14 protein-coding genes and 1 pseudogene are annotated in these 17,404 nt (G+C 68.0%); 11 read left to right on the top strand and 4 right to left on the bottom strand.

Translation table 11 applies throughout. The features are described from left to right. The first annotated feature begins 610 nt into the window (after positions 1 to 610). The 3 genes from nrdH (at position 611) to BN4348_RS39135 (ending at position 3,158) form a co-directional block, all read left to right on the top strand. The gene (nrdH, locus tag BN4348_RS39150) at positions 611 to 847 is read left to right on the top strand and encodes a glutaredoxin-like protein NrdH (RefSeq protein WP_066911688.1); all 237 of its coding nucleotides are present in this window, start codon (positions 611 to 613) and stop codon (positions 845 to 847) included. Positions 848 to 878: 31 nt separating this feature from the next. Beyond that, the gene (locus tag BN4348_RS39145) at positions 879 to 1,172 is read left to right on the top strand and encodes a hypothetical protein (RefSeq protein WP_066911685.1); all 294 of its coding nucleotides are present in this window, start codon (positions 879 to 881) and stop codon (positions 1,170 to 1,172) included. A gap of 1,263 nt (positions 1,173 to 2,435) precedes the next feature. After that, positions 2,436 to 3,158: a chymotrypsin family serine protease gene (locus BN4348_RS39135; protein ID WP_066911679.1), complete on the top strand. Its 723-nt coding sequence runs from the start codon at positions 2,436 to 2,438 to the stop codon at positions 3,156 to 3,158. On the opposite strand, the gene BN4348_RS59965 is transcribed toward BN4348_RS39135, so the two are convergent. Further along, positions 3,134 to 3,289: a hypothetical protein gene (locus BN4348_RS59965; protein ID WP_160040388.1), complete on the bottom strand. Its 156-nt coding sequence runs from the start codon at positions 3,287 to 3,289 to the stop codon at positions 3,134 to 3,136. The two genes, BN4348_RS39135 and BN4348_RS59965, sit on opposite strands and share 25 nt — an antisense overlap. A gap of 451 nt (positions 3,290 to 3,740) precedes the next feature. Here BN4348_RS59965 and BN4348_RS39130 point away from each other — a divergent pair, with 451 nt between their 5' ends. Further along, positions 3,741 to 4,097 (top strand): hypothetical protein, encoded by a 357-nt coding sequence (locus BN4348_RS39130; protein ID WP_066911676.1) that lies wholly within the window; start codon positions 3,741 to 3,743, stop codon positions 4,095 to 4,097. Positions 4,098 to 4,515: 418 nt separating this feature from the next. Beyond that, positions 4,516 to 4,977 (top strand): hypothetical protein, encoded by a 462-nt coding sequence (locus BN4348_RS39125; protein ID WP_066911673.1) that lies wholly within the window; start codon positions 4,516 to 4,518, stop codon positions 4,975 to 4,977. Between the two features lie 282 nt (positions 4,978 to 5,259). Here BN4348_RS39125 and BN4348_RS39120 read toward each other — a convergent pair whose 3' ends face one another. After that, entirely contained in the window at positions 5,260 to 6,072 is an 813-nt protein-coding gene (locus BN4348_RS39120) for a TIGR02391 family protein (protein ID WP_066911670.1), read from the bottom strand. A 183-nt stretch (positions 6,073 to 6,255) separates the two neighbouring features. Here BN4348_RS39120 and BN4348_RS39115 point away from each other — a divergent pair, with 183 nt between their 5' ends. Further along, positions 6,256 to 6,723 (top strand): DUF488 domain-containing protein, encoded by a 468-nt coding sequence (locus tag BN4348_RS39115; RefSeq protein ID WP_066911667.1) that lies wholly within the window; start codon positions 6,256 to 6,258, stop codon positions 6,721 to 6,723. Here the strand turns inward: BN4348_RS39115 and BN4348_RS39110 are convergent. Continuing rightward, a complete protein-coding gene (locus BN4348_RS39110; RefSeq protein WP_066912022.1) occupies positions 6,720 to 7,508 on the bottom strand; it encodes a hypothetical protein in 789 nt (262 codons plus the stop codon). The two genes, BN4348_RS39115 and BN4348_RS39110, sit on opposite strands and share 4 nt — an antisense overlap. A gap of 548 nt (positions 7,509 to 8,056) precedes the next feature. Here BN4348_RS39110 and BN4348_RS60775 point away from each other — a divergent pair. The 4 genes and pseudogenes from BN4348_RS60775 (at position 8,057) to BN4348_RS61315 (ending at position 11,208) form a co-directional block, all read left to right on the top strand. After that, positions 8,057 to 8,278: a hypothetical protein gene (locus tag BN4348_RS60775; RefSeq protein ID WP_211145703.1), complete on the top strand. Its 222-nt coding sequence runs from the start codon at positions 8,057 to 8,059 to the stop codon at positions 8,276 to 8,278. Between the two features lie 467 nt (positions 8,279 to 8,745). After that, positions 8,746 to 9,696, top strand: a complete 951-nt coding sequence (locus BN4348_RS39105) for a DUF4192 domain-containing protein (RefSeq protein WP_066911664.1) — start codon at positions 8,746 to 8,748, stop codon at positions 9,694 to 9,696. 461 nt (positions 9,697 to 10,157) lie between these two features. Further along, a pseudogene (locus BN4348_RS62430) lies at positions 10,158 to 10,541 on the top strand (DUF932 domain-containing protein); the annotation flags it as partial. Positions 10,542 to 10,578: 37 nt separating this feature from the next. Further along, complete coding sequence (locus BN4348_RS61315) at positions 10,579 to 11,208, top strand: DUF932 domain-containing protein (protein WP_235852688.1); 630 nt, start codon at positions 10,579 to 10,581, stop codon at positions 11,206 to 11,208. A 976-nt stretch (positions 11,209 to 12,184) separates the two neighbouring features. Here the strand turns inward: BN4348_RS61315 and BN4348_RS39090 are convergent. Next, positions 12,185 to 12,667, bottom strand: coding sequence for a hypothetical protein (locus BN4348_RS39090; protein ID WP_066911661.1), 483 nt, complete (start codon positions 12,665 to 12,667; stop codon positions 12,185 to 12,187). A gap of 286 nt (positions 12,668 to 12,953) precedes the next feature. On the opposite strand from BN4348_RS39090, the gene mobF reads away from it, so the two are divergent. After that, positions 12,954 to 17,404, top strand: a 4,451-nt coding sequence (gene mobF, locus BN4348_RS39085; protein ID WP_066911658.1) for a MobF family relaxase, incomplete at its 3' end; no start/stop codon positions are given.

The raw sequence follows: 17,404 nt of genomic DNA, 5'->3' as shown, positions 1-17,404 counted from the left end.
TTCTGACCGACCGGACCGCTACCTGCAAGGCGCCGGCCTTCGCGCTGCTGCGGCCGGTGGGCCCGCGAACTTTTCCCCGCGCCGCTCGCTGACGCTCACCGGGAAAACTGCGCGCCCGGGCCTTGCACTCCACGGCCCCGTTGGCCGGTTCATATCGTGAATGCAAGAAAGGCAAAATAATGGCGGCAATTACAGCGAAGGGAGCGTGGAGGTAGTGAGCGCAAACGGCTTACACCGACCGGTTAAGCAAGGTAGATCCGTGATGGAATACAAAAAGAAGGACGGGGCATGATCGCTGCTGCTAAACGATTACCGCCAGGTCGCGGGAAGCGAGAACAAGCGTGAATCCCTGGTGCAGTGGCCGGGTTCGCCGACTCCTGTGCGCTGCCTGCGCACAACGCTGTAAAGCCGCAGGGCACAGGCGGTTACGGCGCGAGAACATCCTGGGGCGATCGCGCCGAAAGGAGGGTGCGCATACCCAACTTCAATCGGTGTTGCGAACTATCCACAATTCCTCGAAATTCTTTGCGCGACTATGGCATAGGGCCAATCACGTCAGTAATCTTTAATTATCCAGCGCAGCACCCTGTATTTACGAAGGAGGCAAGTAATGTCCCCAATCACGGTTTATACGAAACCGGCCTGCGTGCAGTGCAACGCGACGTTCAGAGCGCTCGACAAAACGGGGATCGTCGACTACCAGAAGATCGACATCACCGAAAATCCCGAGGCCCGCGAATACGTGATGAGTTTGGGCTACCTGGGCGCGCCTGTCGTCTATGTCTCCCCCACGGTGCATTGGTCGGGTTTTCGTCCGGATCGCGTGGCTCTCCTGGCCGCCGCCTAGACCCCACTCCTGACCGAAAGGACCCTACCCCTTGTATACCGACGCCGCACTGGAGCAAGCAGTTGCCGAGTTCGCCGAACTGGACCGCATCGAGCAAATCGGTGAAACGCGAAGCCATTTGCTTGCCCACCTGTCCGCCGCCGTGAAAGCCCTGCAGAAGGCCGCGAGCAGTCTTGAGCAGTTGCGCAGTAACACCATCTACGACGTCGAGTTTGTAGACGGCCGTGACGGACGCGATGTCGCCACCTTCCTCGACGACAGCATCCGCAACACCCGCGCGGCCTACGCCGTGGTGCACACGGTCATCGACCAGGAGACTCCGTAATGGCCAGCACACACCAAACCCGCCGACCCGGAACCGCTTTGGACCACGTGCGGGACGCTCTGCAAGCAGCAGGGCACAGCATCCGCCCCCGTGGCGGGGAAGCCTTCATGGCCAGCTGCCCCCTGCACACCGACCACTCCCCCTCACTATCGGTTGGGTGGCGCGAAAATACCCGCGCGGGCCGGGGCGGGGCGGTCCTGTTGCACTGCTTTAGCTGCCGGGCCCCCGCCGCCGACATCGCCGGCGCCCTCGGTCTGCGCCTGGCCGATCTGTTCGACAACCCTGCCCCCGCAACCGGGCAAGGCTGGACGCGCGCCGCACAACCGAAGGCGGCGCGACGAGTTCCCGGGTTAGGCCCATTGCCAGCGCGTATCACCGTGCCCCGCGATCACGTCGAGCACCAGTGGCGTCGGGTCCGGGTCTACACCTACCTCACCCCCTCCGGCGAACCAGTGCAGCAGGTCATTCGCGAAGAATGCACCTGCACTGGCCAGCCCCACAAACGGTTCCGGCAGCGCTATCGCGACGCACACCAATGGGTGTACCGCAAGCCGGACGGATTCACCCCGATGCTGTATCGGCCCAACGCAATTCAGAGCGCGGCGAAGACCGGCGCATGGGTATGGGTCACCGAGGGCGAGAAAGACGCCGACACCCTTACCTCGCTCGGTCGCCTGGCCACCACCAACGCCCAAGGGGCCGCCAACTTCCCTGCCGCACTGGTCGACGCATTCACCGGACTCAACGTCGCCATCGTGGCCGACCGGGACCTCGCCGGCTATCAGCGGGCGATCAACCTGCATGAACGTCTGCACGCCAGCGCCGCACAGGTGGTGCTGCTCATGCCGGGCATTGAGGTCGATAAAGCCGACGTCACCGACCATGTCAACGCCGGTCTCTGGGACCGCAGCGACCCCTTCGGAGGTTTCACCACCATCACCCCTGCCGACCTGCACGCCCTCGCCGCCGCCGCGAAGGCCCGCTGGGCCGCCGACCGCTTCGACACCGCTCTACGGGAAGCCCGCGCCCACCACGACCGGCGCGGCCTGGTGCCCGGCAGCGCACGCAACGCCGCGCGATGGCTCGCTGAAGCCGCCGACCAGCTGCGCGCAGTGCAACACACCCAACAAGAGCTGCAGCNCCGGGCCGGCGGCCAGCACCGCTCGCGCCTGCCTCGACAGCATGACCGCCCGCGCGCAACTGCGCTCCGAACGCCGCCTGCGCCACGCCCGGGCCGCCTAGAACCTGGAAGGTGACTGAGTCATGCGCACCACAACGCACCGATTCGCCGCCATCGTCTCAGGCCTGCTCACCACGGCAGCGGCGCTGGCACTGGCTGGCTCACCTCCGTCACACGCCATACTGACCGTCGTCAGCCCCGGCGAAGAGGTCGACTACATCAACCCCGCCGGCGGCAACCAGTTCTGCACGATCGGCTACGTCTACACCGGCGTCGACCTTCACACCTACGCCATCACCGCCGGGCACTGCCGCGCCAACCCGGCATCAGGTTATGCGCGAGACAAGCGAAGCAGGCTCACCGGAGACTTCGTGCGCACCGTGTTCGAGCCCCCGCGCAGCGGCGGCGCGGACTATGCACTGATCGACTTCAGCACCAACTCCTTGGCGTCAGCATTCATCGCCGACAACCAGATGCCCTTCACCGATGACCACCCCGAGCCCCAAATCGGCGAAACCGTCTGCCGGATCGGTGTTTCCAGCGGTCAGCATTGCGGTCAAATCGCGGCCGGCCAAGGTGAAGACCAATACCTGACCACTGGCATGCCGCCCAGCATCCCCGGTGACTCCGGAGGCCCGGTGTGGACGCGGACCCTGCACGGATTCCCGCAAATCATCGGGATTTGGCTAGGGGAGAAAACGACTGCGGCCGGCCAAGAGTACGGCCGCTTTGCCTCACTATCGAGTGGACTCCGCGCCCTAAACGCACCCGGCCGTCTTGGTCAAAACTCCAGCAGTCCCGAGTAATCGGCGCGAGGATACGACACATCACAAGCCAGCACCGGCGTGGACCAGTGACCGTTCACCAGCCAGTCGATCACCGGTGTCGGAATACGATCCGATTCCACGAGCTCCTGTAGCACCGCCGTTTCCATCACGTTCTTAGGCTACCTGCGATGCGGCGGCCAGAGCGACCCTCACTGCATCGCGATTGGCGTCAGCGCTTGTAGCACCTGGGGTTGGCCGGGTCCCCCTTTTTCTTCCGGTTGAGGGGCGGCGTCGCGCCCCGCGCGACCGCCGAAGCGGCCCCCTGCGGTGGCCGAAATCCGTAGCCACTCACTTCCTTTAGCCGTCAGCAGGGTGCTCATGGTAAGCGGGCGGGGGCCCGAGCGCTCAACCCACGCCCGCACCGGGGCATCGCCGTGCCGAGTGATTGTTTTCGGCCCTAATGCCAGCTCGCCCCCAAGGCGCTCTCGCGCCGGCGAGCGCGGCCGAAAACCCGGCGAGCACCCGGTGCGGACTCTTCGGGGTTGACCACCCACCCTCACCCGCTTGCCCGCACCCAGCGCTGACCAGCGCACCACTCACCGCACAGAACGGAGAACCATCATGAGCGCAGTTATCGACCCGTGGGCGATCACCGACCACGACGAAGCCCAAGCGCTGCCATCTCACGGCGAAGTAGCCCACCCCCAACGCTCGCACGATCGGGAACCCGAACACGACAAGCCGTCCGAAATCGACGAATTGGCCGTCGTCCAGGTCGCCCACGACGGCCTACGGTTGCGGTTGCGCGGGGCGGACCGCGATGAAGCAGTACGCCGCATGCACGGAGGTGTCGAGCTGGACCTGATCGCCTGGCGCCTCTACACGACCACGCGCACCGTGCACCGCATCGCGGCACGACTCGGCTTGACCGAACACCACAACACCCGCCGCGAACTGGTCACAACGTCGGCGCCCTGACTGCGCCGCAGACACCACCACCAGGGGGGCTCCGGCCGCCCTTCCCCGGGGTTGGCCGAAGTCCCCTTTTTTCTTCCGGTTTCAGGTGGCGTCGGCGCGCCCCGCGCTCCCGCCGGATTGGCCCCCTGCGGTGGCCACCGGTCCGTAGCTCCTCACCTTGTTTGCCGTCAGCAGGGGTCGCAGCCTAATCGGCCGGGGGCCCGACCGCTCAACCCACGCCCGCGCCGAACTGCGCAGGCCTAGTGACCTTTTCGGCCCTATGCCAGCCCGCCAGGGCGCTTCGCGCCGGCGAGCGCGGGCCGAAAACCCTGCTCCGTTCGGCGCGGACTCTTCGGGGTTGACCGCCCACCCTCAGCCGATTGACCGCTCCCCCAGCGCTGACCGGCGCACCACTCACCGCACCGAACGGAGAAACACCATGGACCACGAATTCGAGCTCGCCTTTAACCTCGTCGACGAAGCCGCAGGACGCATCCAGCACCAGCAGTACGGCATCACCCGAATCCTGTTTCACAACCACGGCGACATCGGGCTCACCACCGTGCACGACTACACCCGCGAGGGCGGGCACCGCCTCGTACTCTTCGCCACCGACGCCCACGGGCAGATGGCCGCCGTCGAAGCGACCGCACCCGACCTAAACGCCGAGCCGCACACGCGCATCCTCAAGGTCCGCGCCGGCGATCTCACCTTCCACGCCGTGCCCGGCCGCGACTGGTCCTACCGCGCCGCGCACGCCGGCCACACCTACACCCTGACCGCCGGAATCGGCGAGGAACCGATGTGGACCGTCGCTCTCGACGCCAACCCACCCGCCGCGCACGAGGACCTCGAGACCGCCCTCAACCACATCGCAGCCGCCAAACTGTTGGCGGCCTAACCGCCCTGACCCGTGCTTCGCGGCCGGGGCCGGCGTCTCACATCCGAACGTCGGCCCGGTCGCATCTTATTTCCACATCAGAAAGGACTCACCCCGCCAGAAAGGACTCACCCCGCATGACCGAGATCGACTACGCGCTGGCCTCGACCGTTATCTACCTATCCCCCGAGGGGACGGCGCAAAAGATAATGGTGAACCAGTGCATCTAACGTGATGCCCGCGATGATGTGGGCTATGGCATGTAAGGCACGTTTGGGTGATTACTCCTTGGCGCGGAGCGTGCTAGGCGCTTCCCCCACTGAGACGCGCCGTGTCGAGGCGGCGGTGAATCATCGACAGTGTCCCGAGCACGTCGAGGGCGTCCTGTTCGGTGACGTGCCAGACCAGCCGGGGCTCATGTGCCGATGGGTTGCGGAAGGCGGCGAACACGCCCTCGGCGAGCAGAGCGATGCCCATCTGCTCATTGCGTTCGGTCTCGGTGGTGCACGGGGTGAGGAGGATGCGCGGTAACTTCCCCTGCAACACGGCTTGCACAAGGGGACGCCCGTCCAGGTCCAACTTCGACTTCTCCCGCAGGCGCGCACCGAGTCCCTTGACGGCCTCGAACACGGCCTCGTAGTAGTCGGTCTTCAGCAGCTCCGCCCGGCAGTGGCGCACGACTTCCGGATGCGCACCACGGTCGGTCAGGTGGGTGCGCAGACGTGTGCTCCGACTTGCCGCGTCCGCGTCGGTGGTCGCCTTCGACGCGCGGCCGATGCGCCCGTCGTCCCGGACGCGGTAGCCGGACAGCGACAGGATCTGGTTCAGCTCGTCTCGCGTGGCGCTCGCGGCGGGGCGACGGCCGAGGGTGCGGTCGGGTGCCATCGCCGCGATGATGAGCGCGAGGATCGGGCGACCGTCCCTCTGCTTGAACTGCTGTTGCTGCATGGCCTCCGCGAGGCGCTTCCACTTCGTCGTGCCCTCGCCGATCACGTCCGGCAGCTTCGCCGTCGCCAGGACCCGGGTCAGCTCCGAGCCGCTGTACAGCTCACCGATCGCCTTCGCCACGGCCTCGATCGTCCCCGGCGTGAACGCCTCAACACCCGCATCTGTCATCGCAGCAGGCTAGCCAGCGACACCGACAGCACTGGCGTTTCGGGCGACCCACCATGTCGTGGGATTAGCACCGACGGCGCCCTGTCGGACCATCTGCGTACCCTCCCGGCTGTGGTCACGGTTCCATCGCACCCGCGGGGGTTGCCTCACTTCTCCCCGACCGCTGCGGCACCATAGGGACCCATGGGAACCTCTGACACCACCCGGTACACCGCCGAGGGAACCCTTGTCAGCATCGGCTACGAAGGGAAGACCGTCGGCGATCTCGTCGCCAAGCTCCTCGAACAGCAGGTGCAGGTCCTCGTCGACGTGCGCCTGACCCCGCTGAGCCGCAAGCCTGGCCTGTCGAAGACGAAGCTCTCCAAGGCCCTCGCCGCGGTCGGGATCGCCTACGTGCACCACCGCGCGCTCGGCAACCCGAAGGACAACCGAGCCGGGTTCCGTGCCGGTGAGCCGGAGTCCCGTGCCCGCTACCGCGACGTGCTGGACACCGCGGCGGCCACCGACGCGCTCGCGCACGTCTGCGAGCTACTGGACGGAGGTGTCGTGGCGCTGCTGTGCTTCGAGCACGACCACGCCGAGTGCCACCGCGACATCGTCGTGCGCCGGCTGCTGAAGACCCGCCCCAACGCGGCCGTGGTGCACATCTAGAACAACGCGTTCTCGAACTTCGGCCGCCACACGCCGAGGACCGAGAAGGACCGCCGGTGCACGTTCTGGTTCCCGACGTAGAAGTGCACGTCGTTGTCCTGCGCGAGCATCTCATCCCTCCACTTCTTGAGCATCGCCGCGCGGGCATCGGCATCGCCGTACTCCCGCAGCCACCGCCGGCCGGCCTGGCCAGCCTCCCAGTCGAGCACCTTCTGGTCGTGTCCCCTGCACTTCTGCGACTCGCAGCGGTACTTGTACCGGACCGCGAACGGTGCGGGCTCTAGCGGCTTGAGCGACGTGCCAAACAGGTCCGGTGCCGAGGCCTTGTCGATCTTCGCCTGCTCGGCTGCGTTCCACGGGTCGCCGTCGACCACGGTGGCCACGATGTCGAGGGGCTTGATCAGGCCGAGCGACGGTGACGGGACGGCCATGCCGCCGACCGGGTTCTGGTCGAGCAGCTCGCACATCGTGGTGGCGCCGATGAGTCCGTCCAGGTTCATCCGCCGCCGCTGCCAGTTGCTGCTCGTGTCGAGCTGTTCCATGTGGTCCAGCTCGTCCTGCCGCGGCCGGAACGACTCGGGGCGGTTGTCGTTGACGTGCTGGTAGGCCCCGTTGACACGGATTATCTCGTACTTTTTGAACTGGCTGTCGAAGTCGGCGTTGCGGAACTTCACCGGGTACAGCCGAATCCACTCGGGCCGTTCCCGGTCGAGGCGCACGCCGGCAACGCAGACGGTTTCACCGTACGTCTCGCTCGGGTTCGGGTAAGTCTTCACGGTGACCATGACCTCTGCGGTCTCCTCGCTCGGACGCGGGGCATTCATCGCGCCCGCGGCGACGGCCGGTGGATCGCTCACTCCCATCCCGGGAGGGTAACCACCGAGTGCGTCAATTCCCGGGACGTCGGCGGCTTGTCAACGCCGGCAACACTCGACCCGCACAGTTGAGAGCCGGTCGGACCGGTTGGCGCTGGCTCTTTTCAAGCTGTCCAAGGGATTACCGCTAGGCCCGACCTCTGGGCGCAGCTCGGAATGCTCAGGGCCATCTGCCGTCAGCGATTGGGAATCCGGGTCAAATCGCGGTGGCGGCGGCGCGACCCGCGCGCCGGCCGAAGCGGCCCCTTGCGGTGGCCGAAATCCGTAGCCACTCACTTCTTTTAGCCGTCAGCAGGGTGCTCATGGTAAGCGGGGCCCGACGCTCAACCCACGCCCGCACCGCGGCGCGCCGTACCAAGTGACTGTTTTCGGCCCTAATGCCAGCTCGCCCCACGGCGCTCTCGCGCCGGCGAGCGCGGCCGAAAACCCGGCGTGCACCCGGCGCGGACTCTTCGGGGTTGACCACCCACCCTCACCCGCTTCCCAGCACCCCCGCACTGACCAGCGCACCACTCACCGCACAGAACGGAGCAAACATCATGAGCGCATACGTCGTCGAGGCCGAACATATCAATGTCCTGCTGTGGGCCGCACACGAAGGATTCCACCGGCCGGTGGGCAACCTCACCTGGATCTTCGACAACCCGCCAGTGGGGACACGACACGATGACGCTCGGTGAGAACGTCGATCTGCTCGAGGCGCTGAGCGACGCCGCCTGTGAGATCACCTGAGCGGCATCCCTTTCGGGGACCCGGCCGCTTCGCACACCACACGAGGGGTCGGCCGGAGTCCCCTTTTTTCTTCCGGTGTGAGGTGGCGTCGCGCGCCCCGCGCTCCCGCCGGATTGGCCACCTGCGGTGGCCACCGGTCCGTAGCCCCTCACCTTTAAGCCGTCAGCAGGGGACGCAGCCTAATCGGCCGGGGGCCCGACCGCTCAACCCACGCCCGCGCCGAACTGCGCAGGCCGAGTGACCTTTTCGGCCCTATGCCAGCCCGCCCATGGCGCTGTCGCGCCGGCGGGCGCGAGCCGAAAACCCTGCTCCGTTCGGCGCGGGCTCTTCGGGGTTGACCGCCCACCCTCAGCCGATTGACCGCTCGCCCAGCGCTGACCGGCGCACCACTCACCGCACCGAACGGAGAAACACCATGCCCACCACGACCTTGCGCACCGAAGCAGACATCGTCGCCGCCGCGGCGGCACTGATGGGCTTCGCCCCCACCAACAGCATCGTGGCCTACATGCTGCACCGCGACCCCAACAGCGGCGACATGGTGGTGCGCACCGCGATTCGGTTCGACGTCTCGATCACCGTGGACCAAGCCGCGAACTTCCCGGCCACCTGCAGCCTGCGACCCGAGACCAGCCACGCCGCCGTGCTTTTGGCGGTGTGCGACCAATCCCACGAATGGCACGCCCTCACCGTCCTCGATGCCGTGCGCGTGGCGCTACGCGCCGCCGGCATCCCCGTGCTGCGCCGCATCATGACCCGCGACGTCACCACAGAAGGGCACTGGTATGACCCCGACAGCGGCGCCACCGGCCCGACCTACCCCTACACCGACTCGCTGGTCACCGCCCACCGGGTCCTCGGCGGTGACCGCGTCAGCGCGGGGCGCAGCGACATCGAAGCCGAATTCGCCTACCTGCCGCCCGCTCCCCCGATGGCCCTCGGAGACCGCGGCGAACTTGTCATCGCCGCCGCCCGGGAGATCGCCGACGCCCTCGCAGGGCACCCGATCAGCCGCACCCTGCCCACCCGCGCCGGCATCGCCATCACCGCCGACGTCGCCGTGCGCGACGCCATGATCGCCGCCGCCGCCCAACACACCGACACTGGCGCCTACCTGTGGACCCACATCGCCCGGCGCCTGCGCGGCCAGCCCCGCGCCGAAGCGCTGACCATCGCCGCCGCCTGCTACTGCTTCCTCAACGACAGCATTCGCCCCGGCATCGCCGCAGACGCTGCACTCAACGAGGCCCAAGCCACCCAGACCCCGCCGCCGCGGCTCGCTCTCATGCTTCTCACCGCGCTGCGCTCCGGCATACCGCCCCAACAGATCAGCCGCGCCATCATCGACGCCACCACCCGCGACTAACCCCCCAACGGTTCCCCAGGCCCGGCCAGCTCCCCACACGGAGGGTTGGCCGGGCCCCCTATTTCTTCCGGCGCTTCATCCTTGCGCGCCCTCCACGGGCGCGACGCCGCCTTCCGGCGGCGACCGTCCGTAGCCCCTCATCTTCTTCTAGCCGTCAGCGGGTGCCAAGTATGATCCGTCAGGGACCCCGTCGCTCTCAACCCACGCCCGGCGGGCTCGCCCGTTCTCCGCTCCCGCCGGCCTCCGCGGCCGGCTCCCGCTGCGCCCGCGCGGCACCGGCGGCATTTCACGGCCCTATGACAGCTCGCCCGAAGGCGCTGCGCGCCGGGCTCGCCGTGCCGAAAATCCGCCTCCTGCTTCTCCGCCGGCCTCTTCGGGGTTGACACCGCCACCCCGCCGGTCCCCCCACACCCAGCGCTGACTGGCGCGAACCAACACCCTTCCTGAAAGGAACAACTCTCATGGCACACGAGCTCGATATCACCGATGGTCAGGCCTCCTTCGCCAACTCTCGCCCCGACGCCTGGCACCGTCTCGGCCAATCGGTTGGCCACGCCATGACCGCCCGCGAGGCGCTGCAGGCCGCTCACCTGGCCGGCTGGAACGTCCGCAAAATGTCGCTGCAGGTGCCCCAGGAACCCGTCATCGACGACACCGGCGTCACCACTCCAGCGCCCTTGGCCGTGCCGGACTTCTACGCGACCGTGCGCACCAACCCCATCAACGGGAGCCTGGACGTTCTGGGTGTCGTCGGCAGCAAGTACGAGCCCGTCCAAAACGAGGCCTCCTGCGACCTGCTCGATGCTCTGGTGGATCAAAGCGGCGGCGCGCATTTCGAGACCGCCGGTGCCCTGCGGGGTGGACGCGAAACGTATCGTCACCATGAAGCTGCCCAGCAGCATGGTCTTCGACGGCAAAGATGGCAGCAAGGACAGAACCGATTTCTACCTCGCGGCCTTAAATTCTCACGACGGCAGTTCAGCCTTCCGTTTCTTGGTCTCGCCCATCCGGATCGTGTGCGCCAATACCCAGTCCGCCGCGCTCGCGGCCGCCAAGGCCAGCTTCTCCATCCGCCACACCGGCGGCGCGCGGGCCTCGATCACCGAAGCCCGCAACGCCCTCAAGCTCTGCTGGCGTTACATCGAAGCGTTCGAAGCCGAGGCGGCCGCGCTCTACGCGGCCCCGATGGACACCGAGGAGATGCGGCGCTTCGCCAACACCCTGCTCGAGGTCGACTCGGCCGGCACCGCCGCCACCTTGCGCCACCGACGCGAACGCGCCAGCGCCATCGTCAAACTGTGGACGTCTTCGCCCACGGTCGCCCCCGTCGCCGGGACCCGGTGGGCGGCCTACAACGCGGTAACCGAATACCTTGACCACATCGTTCCTATCCGCGGCGCCCGAACCGCCAGTGACGCCAGCACCGCCCGCGCGTTGCGGACCGTCACCGCCGCTGCCGCGGGTAGCGGATCGCTCAAGCCCAAAGCGTTCCGCCTGCTGCAGACGCTGTAAGCGCGCCACCGGCTAACTGGGGCCCGGCCACCACGTGCATCCGCGGGGTTGGCCGGGCCCCTTTTTTCTTCCCGCGTGCACCCTGCCCGGCGGCTTACTCGCCGCCGCCTGCCAACGGTTCGCCACCTCCGAGGTGGGCTCCGTCGCTGGCCTCCTGGACCTGCTTGTCGATAGCCTCGCTCCACTTCCCGCTGGGGGACACCCGCCGCCGGGCCGACACTGACCCGCCACAGGCCCACCGTCGACAGTCCTGGACTGTCGTATCGGCCCGCCCGGCGCGCCCGCTCTTTCGGCGCCAAGCGCCCTTGTCCGACGGGCGCTGCCGACCGGCTGCCGTGCGCGATTGTGTTGCTGCCGTGCGGCTTACCACAGTGTCGGGTCGGTGGAACCCAGCAGCGCTGCCTCGAACGGCTTCGGCGTCCCATCGGTGGCGCACCGCTTCGCGTAGCGCCACCGCCCGAGCGCGCCGAGCTTTGATTCCGTGATCGCCGCGGCGCACGGCCACCCGGCCGCCGCCGCGGCCGGCGCGCGCCGTCATCATCATGTTGTCGCGTTGTGAGCCGCCGATGATGTGCAGGAGACCGATCTCTCCGGGCAGACTTGCCCGCACGCACGCCGGGTTGTCGCAGCCGTGCAGTGCCCGCACCCACGGCTCCAGAGCCTTTCCGTTCATCGCCGTGGCCAGAGCATAACGGTTGGCTCGCACCATGATTCGTGTGCCGCCGCGGCGCACCCAAAAGCGCCCATAGCCATCGGCCCCGATCGCCGAACACCAGATCGCGCAATCTTCCCCACCCGGGCCGCGTACAACGTTGTCTTCAAACCGGCGTAACTCGTCGGCGTGCGCCCGCTGATCCACCACCAGCCGTAGCGGTTGCGAAACCCCCATAACTCCCGATGCTTTCGGCTCCTTGCCCCCCTGGGCCGCCTGTCGCCATTATCATCCCCGCACCCACCGACAGCCGCCCGCACACGGCTACACCCGTGCCGACATCGACTCCTGGCACCGGGCATCCGGTTCCGTCCTGTACGCCCCCATCTCGTTCCGCCCCAGCGTTTCTGACATCGTGGCCGGGCTCGCCGCCCGCGCCGCGCCCGGCGGCGATGCTGCGGGCTGCTCGGTGGATTCGGTTTCGCGAATCAACTCCCGCACCGCCTTCTCGCTGATGCCGGCCATGCGGCCGATCTCGCGCAGCGTCTCCCCGCGATCGCGCATCGCGCGCAGCGCCGTGCCGCACTGCAGGCGGTGAGCGGCGCGCCGCTGCGCGGCCTGCTCTCGCAACGCCTGCTGGCGCTCGGCCAACCACACATTGACCCCGTCCTCGCGCACTCGCGCATCGAAGAACGCCGCTAAATCCTCCACGTTGGCCTTCGTGCGCCGAATGACCTCTTCCTGGGCCGCCGTCGCCGCTTCACGCGCCGCCCGCCGGGCTTGCTTACTGACCGCCTTGTTTCCCATGCCTTCACGCTAAAGCCCGCAAAACCCTTACGCCGCACCCGAACACAAAAATCTCACCGCTATCCTTACTCCCTATGCCCGGACCCGACCACTCACCACACCAGCCCACCGTCACTTAGCCCACCCTAACTTCCACCGCTTCCCGAACATCACACCTCTTGCACTCAGGTCACGGTTCGATAACGGCGGATCGTTAGGGCGGCTAACCGACGCGATATTTCTGTCGCCGGCCGTCGCGTAACGCCCGGGCCGATGTCAGAGTCGAATTTGTGGTGATGCCGCGGTGATGGGCCTACACAAACTGACCGCTGGCGACGGCTACATGTACCTGATCCGCCAAGTCGCCGCCTCGGATGCCACCGACCGTGGGCGCCCTAGCCTTTCGGATTACTACAGCGCCAAGGGTGAAACTCCGGGCACCTGGATGGGCCGCGGCCTGGCCGCACTCGGGCACCCCATCGCCCGGGATGCCTCAGACCCGCTGGTCGCCGAATTGTGGGCGGTGCGGCACGGATCACAAGTCAGCGAAGACCAAATGAAAGCCCTCTTCGGTGAAGGCTTACACCCCAACGCCGACCGAATCACCCGCCACCTCAGCGGATTTGGCCTCGCCCAGGGCGGCGCGATCGCGGCCGCGCGGCTGGGCCGGCCGTTTGCCATCAACAACAGCGAAAACCAGTTCGTCACCCGGCTGCGCCAGGCCTACCGCGACTACAACACCACCGTGGGCAACGACGAGCACGCCACCCTCGCCGCCGACATCCGCGCCCGCATTCGCACCGCACTCGGGCACCAAATGTTCGCCGAAAGCTACGCCCGACCCCCCGCCGATGACCGGGAACTGTCGGGGTTCATCGCCCGCAATTCGCGTGCGGCCACCACCGCGGTGGCCGGCTATGACCTGACATTCACCCCGGTCAAATCCGTCTCCGCGCTGTGGGCGATCGCGCCAACACCGATCGCGCGGGCGATCGAGGAATGCCACCACCACGCCGTCGCCGAAACCCTGAAATTCCTCGAAGACAACGCCGCGTTTTCCCGCATCGGCGCCCACGGTGTCGCCCAGGTCAACACCACCGGATTGACCGCCGCGGCCTTCGATCACCGCGACAGCCGCGCCGGGGACCCTAACCTGCACACCCACCTGGTGATCAGCAACAAAGTGCAAGCCGTTGGCGCCGATGGCATCCCGCGCTGGCTGGCCTTAGATGGCACCCCGCTACACCACGCCACCGTCGCCGCATCGGAGTTGTACAACACCCGCATCGAAGCCCTGCTCACCGCACAACTCGGTGTCCGGTTCGCCGAAACCGATGCCAAACCGGGTAAACGGCCGGTGCGCGAAATCGCCGGCATCCCCACCGAATTGATCGAAAAATACTCCTCACGCAGCGCGGCCATTGACCATCGCGTCGGCCAGCTGGCCAAGCAATTCCAAACCGCGCACGGGCGTGAACCGACCATGGTGGAGATGCTGGCGTTGTCGCAGCAGGCCACCTTGGAAACTCGGCAAGCCAAACACGAACCGCGCTCGCTGGCCGAGCAGCGCCACGTGTGGCGCGTGCAGGCCGTCGAGGTGCTCGGCAGCCAGCGCGCCCTAACCGCCATGATCGCCGACGCCACCAATCAGGTCGTCGCACAACAAGTCGAAATCACCGAAAAATGGATCAGTGAGCAGGCCGCGGCGGTCGTCGCCACCGTCGCCCAAACCCGGGCCACCTGGACGGTCAACCACGTGCGCGCCCAAGCCCAACGAGCGCTGCGCTACGCCAACCACCCCGGCGGCCCCGAGGTCGTCAACCGCATCGTGGCGAGCGCCCTTGGCGCACACAGCATCACCTTGACGACCGACGCTGATACGGACAAAAACGAGCCCGCCGCGCTGCGCCGCCGCGACGGCGCCAGCGTCTCCCCCCGCCACGACACCACCGTCTACACCAGTGCCGCCATCATGGCCGCCGAACGGCGCATCCTGGCCGCCGCCACCACGCGCGACGGGCGCACCGTCGATGACATCAACATCGGTTTAGCCCTGGCCGAAACCCACGCCAACCACGGCCTAACACTCAACCAAGGACAAGTCGCCCTGGTGCGCGACATGGCCACTTCCGGTGCCCGCCTCCAGCTCGCGCTCGCACCGGCCGGCACCGGCAAAACCACCGCCATGGCCGCCGTGGCGGCCGCCTGGCGCAACAGTGGCGGCACCGTCATCGGCCTGGCCCCCACCGCCGGCGCGGCCGAAGTCCTCGCCCAAGACCTCGCCTCCCCCACCGACACCATCGCCAAACTCAACCAACTCACCGACACCAGCACCGCCACCCCCGCACCCGCCGATGACCCCGCCCGCCGATGGTTCGACCGCATCAGTTCGGACACCCTGCTCATCGTCGACGAAGCTGGCATGGCCTCCACCGCGGACCTCGACACCCTCATCGCCCACGCCCTGGCACGCGGAGCCAGCGTGCGCCTGATCGGCGATGACCAACAACTGGCGTCGGTTTCGGCCGGCGGCGTCCTGCGCGACCTGGCCGAGCGCCACGACACCGTCACCTTGAGCACCGTCGTGCGCTTCACCCACCCCGAAACCGGGAAAGCCGAAGCCGCGGCCAGCCTGGCCATCCGCGCCGGTGACCCTGCCGGAATCGGCTTCTACATCGACCACCACCGGGTGCATGTCGGCGCCGACCAGACCGCCGCCGACATGGCATTCCAAGCCTGGGCCGCCGACCGCGCCGCCGGCCGCGACTCCATCCTGCTGGCCCCCACCAACGACCTCGTCGCCCAACTCAACGAACGCGCCCGCCTCGACCGGCTCACCCACACCCCCACCATCCCCGCCAGCCCTCCGAACGATCCACAATCAGCGGCCACCGTCACCCTCGCCGACGGCCTCACCGCCTCGGCCGGCGACTGGATCGCCACCCGCAAAAACGCCCGCTGGCTACGCACCACCACGCATGGCGCCTGGGTCAAAAACGGCCACCGCTGGATCATCCGCGCCGTACACGACGACGGCTCGATCACCGTCGTCCCCCTGCGCGGGCCGGCCACCCCGGTGCGCCTGCCCGCCCGCTACGTCACCACCTACACCACCCTGGGTTACGCCAGCACCATCAACGCCGCCCAAGGCATGACCGCCGGGCACCGCGACACCGAAGGCACCTGCCACATCGTCGGCTCCGACCGGCTCACCCGCCAACAGCTCTACGTCGCCGCCACCCGCGGATGCACCGAAAACCACCTCTACTTCTCCACCGCCGAAGCCGACCCACACCGCATCCTGACCCCTAAGGCCACCCACCCGCCCACCGCCGTGGACATCCTGACCACCATCCTCGGCCGCGATGGCGCCCAACACTCCGCCCACAGCATCGCCGCCGCCGACACCGACCCCTTCAACCGGCTTCACCTGGCCGCCGACATGTATTCCGATGCGCTGAGCGCCGCCGCCGAACACCACGCCGGGCCAGACGTCATGGCCCGCATCGACACCGCCGCCGCCCGGCTGGGCCATCACCTCACCGACGCCCAAGCCTGGCCCGTGCTGCGCCGCCACCTCGCCCTGCTGGCCATCGAAGGACACGACCCCATCGACGCCCTGCACCAGGCCGCGGCCACCGGACTCGGTGACGCCCACGACCCCGCCGCCGTCCTGGACTGGCGCCTCCCAACCCCCACTGGCTCAAGTGCCGCAGACCGTGGACCGCTGCACTGGCTGCCCGCCATCCCCGACGTCATCACTACCGACCCGACCTGGGCGACCTACCTGCGGCAGCGCGCCGAACTCGTCAGCGACCTCGCCGATCACATCCGCGGCACCGCCCGCGCCTGGGATGCCGCCACCGCCCCCGCCTGGGCGCGGCCCCTGCTCGACGGCAACCGCAACCTGCTGGCCGAAATCGCGGTCTTCCGCGCTGCCCACCGCGTCGAGGCCGCCGACACCCGGATTACCGGGCCCGAACAGCACGCCAACCGCTCGGCCATGGTCCAGCAAGCCATCCACTCCCGCCTCGATGCCGCTCTGACCCGCGCCGGCGCCGACACCGCCCGCTGGCGCCAACTCGCGCGCACCATCGACCCCCACCTCACCGACGACCCATACTGGCCGCGGCTGGCCACCCATCTCGACGGCGCCGCCCGCGCCGGCGCCGACGTCGCCGCCCTGCTCCACGAGGCCGCGACCGAACACGGGCCGCTCCCCGCTGAAATGCCCGCTGCTGCCCTGTGGTGGCGGCTGGCCGGCACCCTGGCGCCCCCCTCCCTGGAGGGCAGCGACACCAACCTGCGGCCCCCCTGGACCGCCGACCTGCACCACCTCCTGGGCACCCGCATCGCCGAAGCCGTCATCACCGACCCCGCCTGGCCCGGCCTCGTCGCCGCGGTCACCGCCGCCGACTGGCCCCCCCACGATCTGCTCGCCGCGGCCGCTGAACACCTGCACGACATCGCAACCACCCAGACCATCCGGCCCGACGAATACGCCCGCCTGCTCACCTACCGCGTCGAACTGCTCACCCACCACGCCGCCACCATCGACCCCGACATCCCCCATCCCGCCGAACAGGCCGAAACATCCACCGGCCAACAGCAATTCGACCTCGACGACCACCACATCGACGCCGACCTACACGAGCCCCCGCCCGACCCCTACGACTACTCCTACGGCTTCGTCGAAGACGACCTCGGCGGCCTCGACATCGACGACCTGCCCACCGTGCGTCCCGCCGTGCCCGCCCG

The organism is Mycobacterium interjectum (genome assembly GCF_900078675.2).
Classification (GTDB): Bacteria; Actinomycetota; Actinomycetes; order Mycobacteriales; family Mycobacteriaceae; genus Mycobacterium; species Mycobacterium interjectum.
Note: the sequence above shows the minus strand (reverse complement) of the source record. Positions and strands in the feature narration are given on the sequence as shown.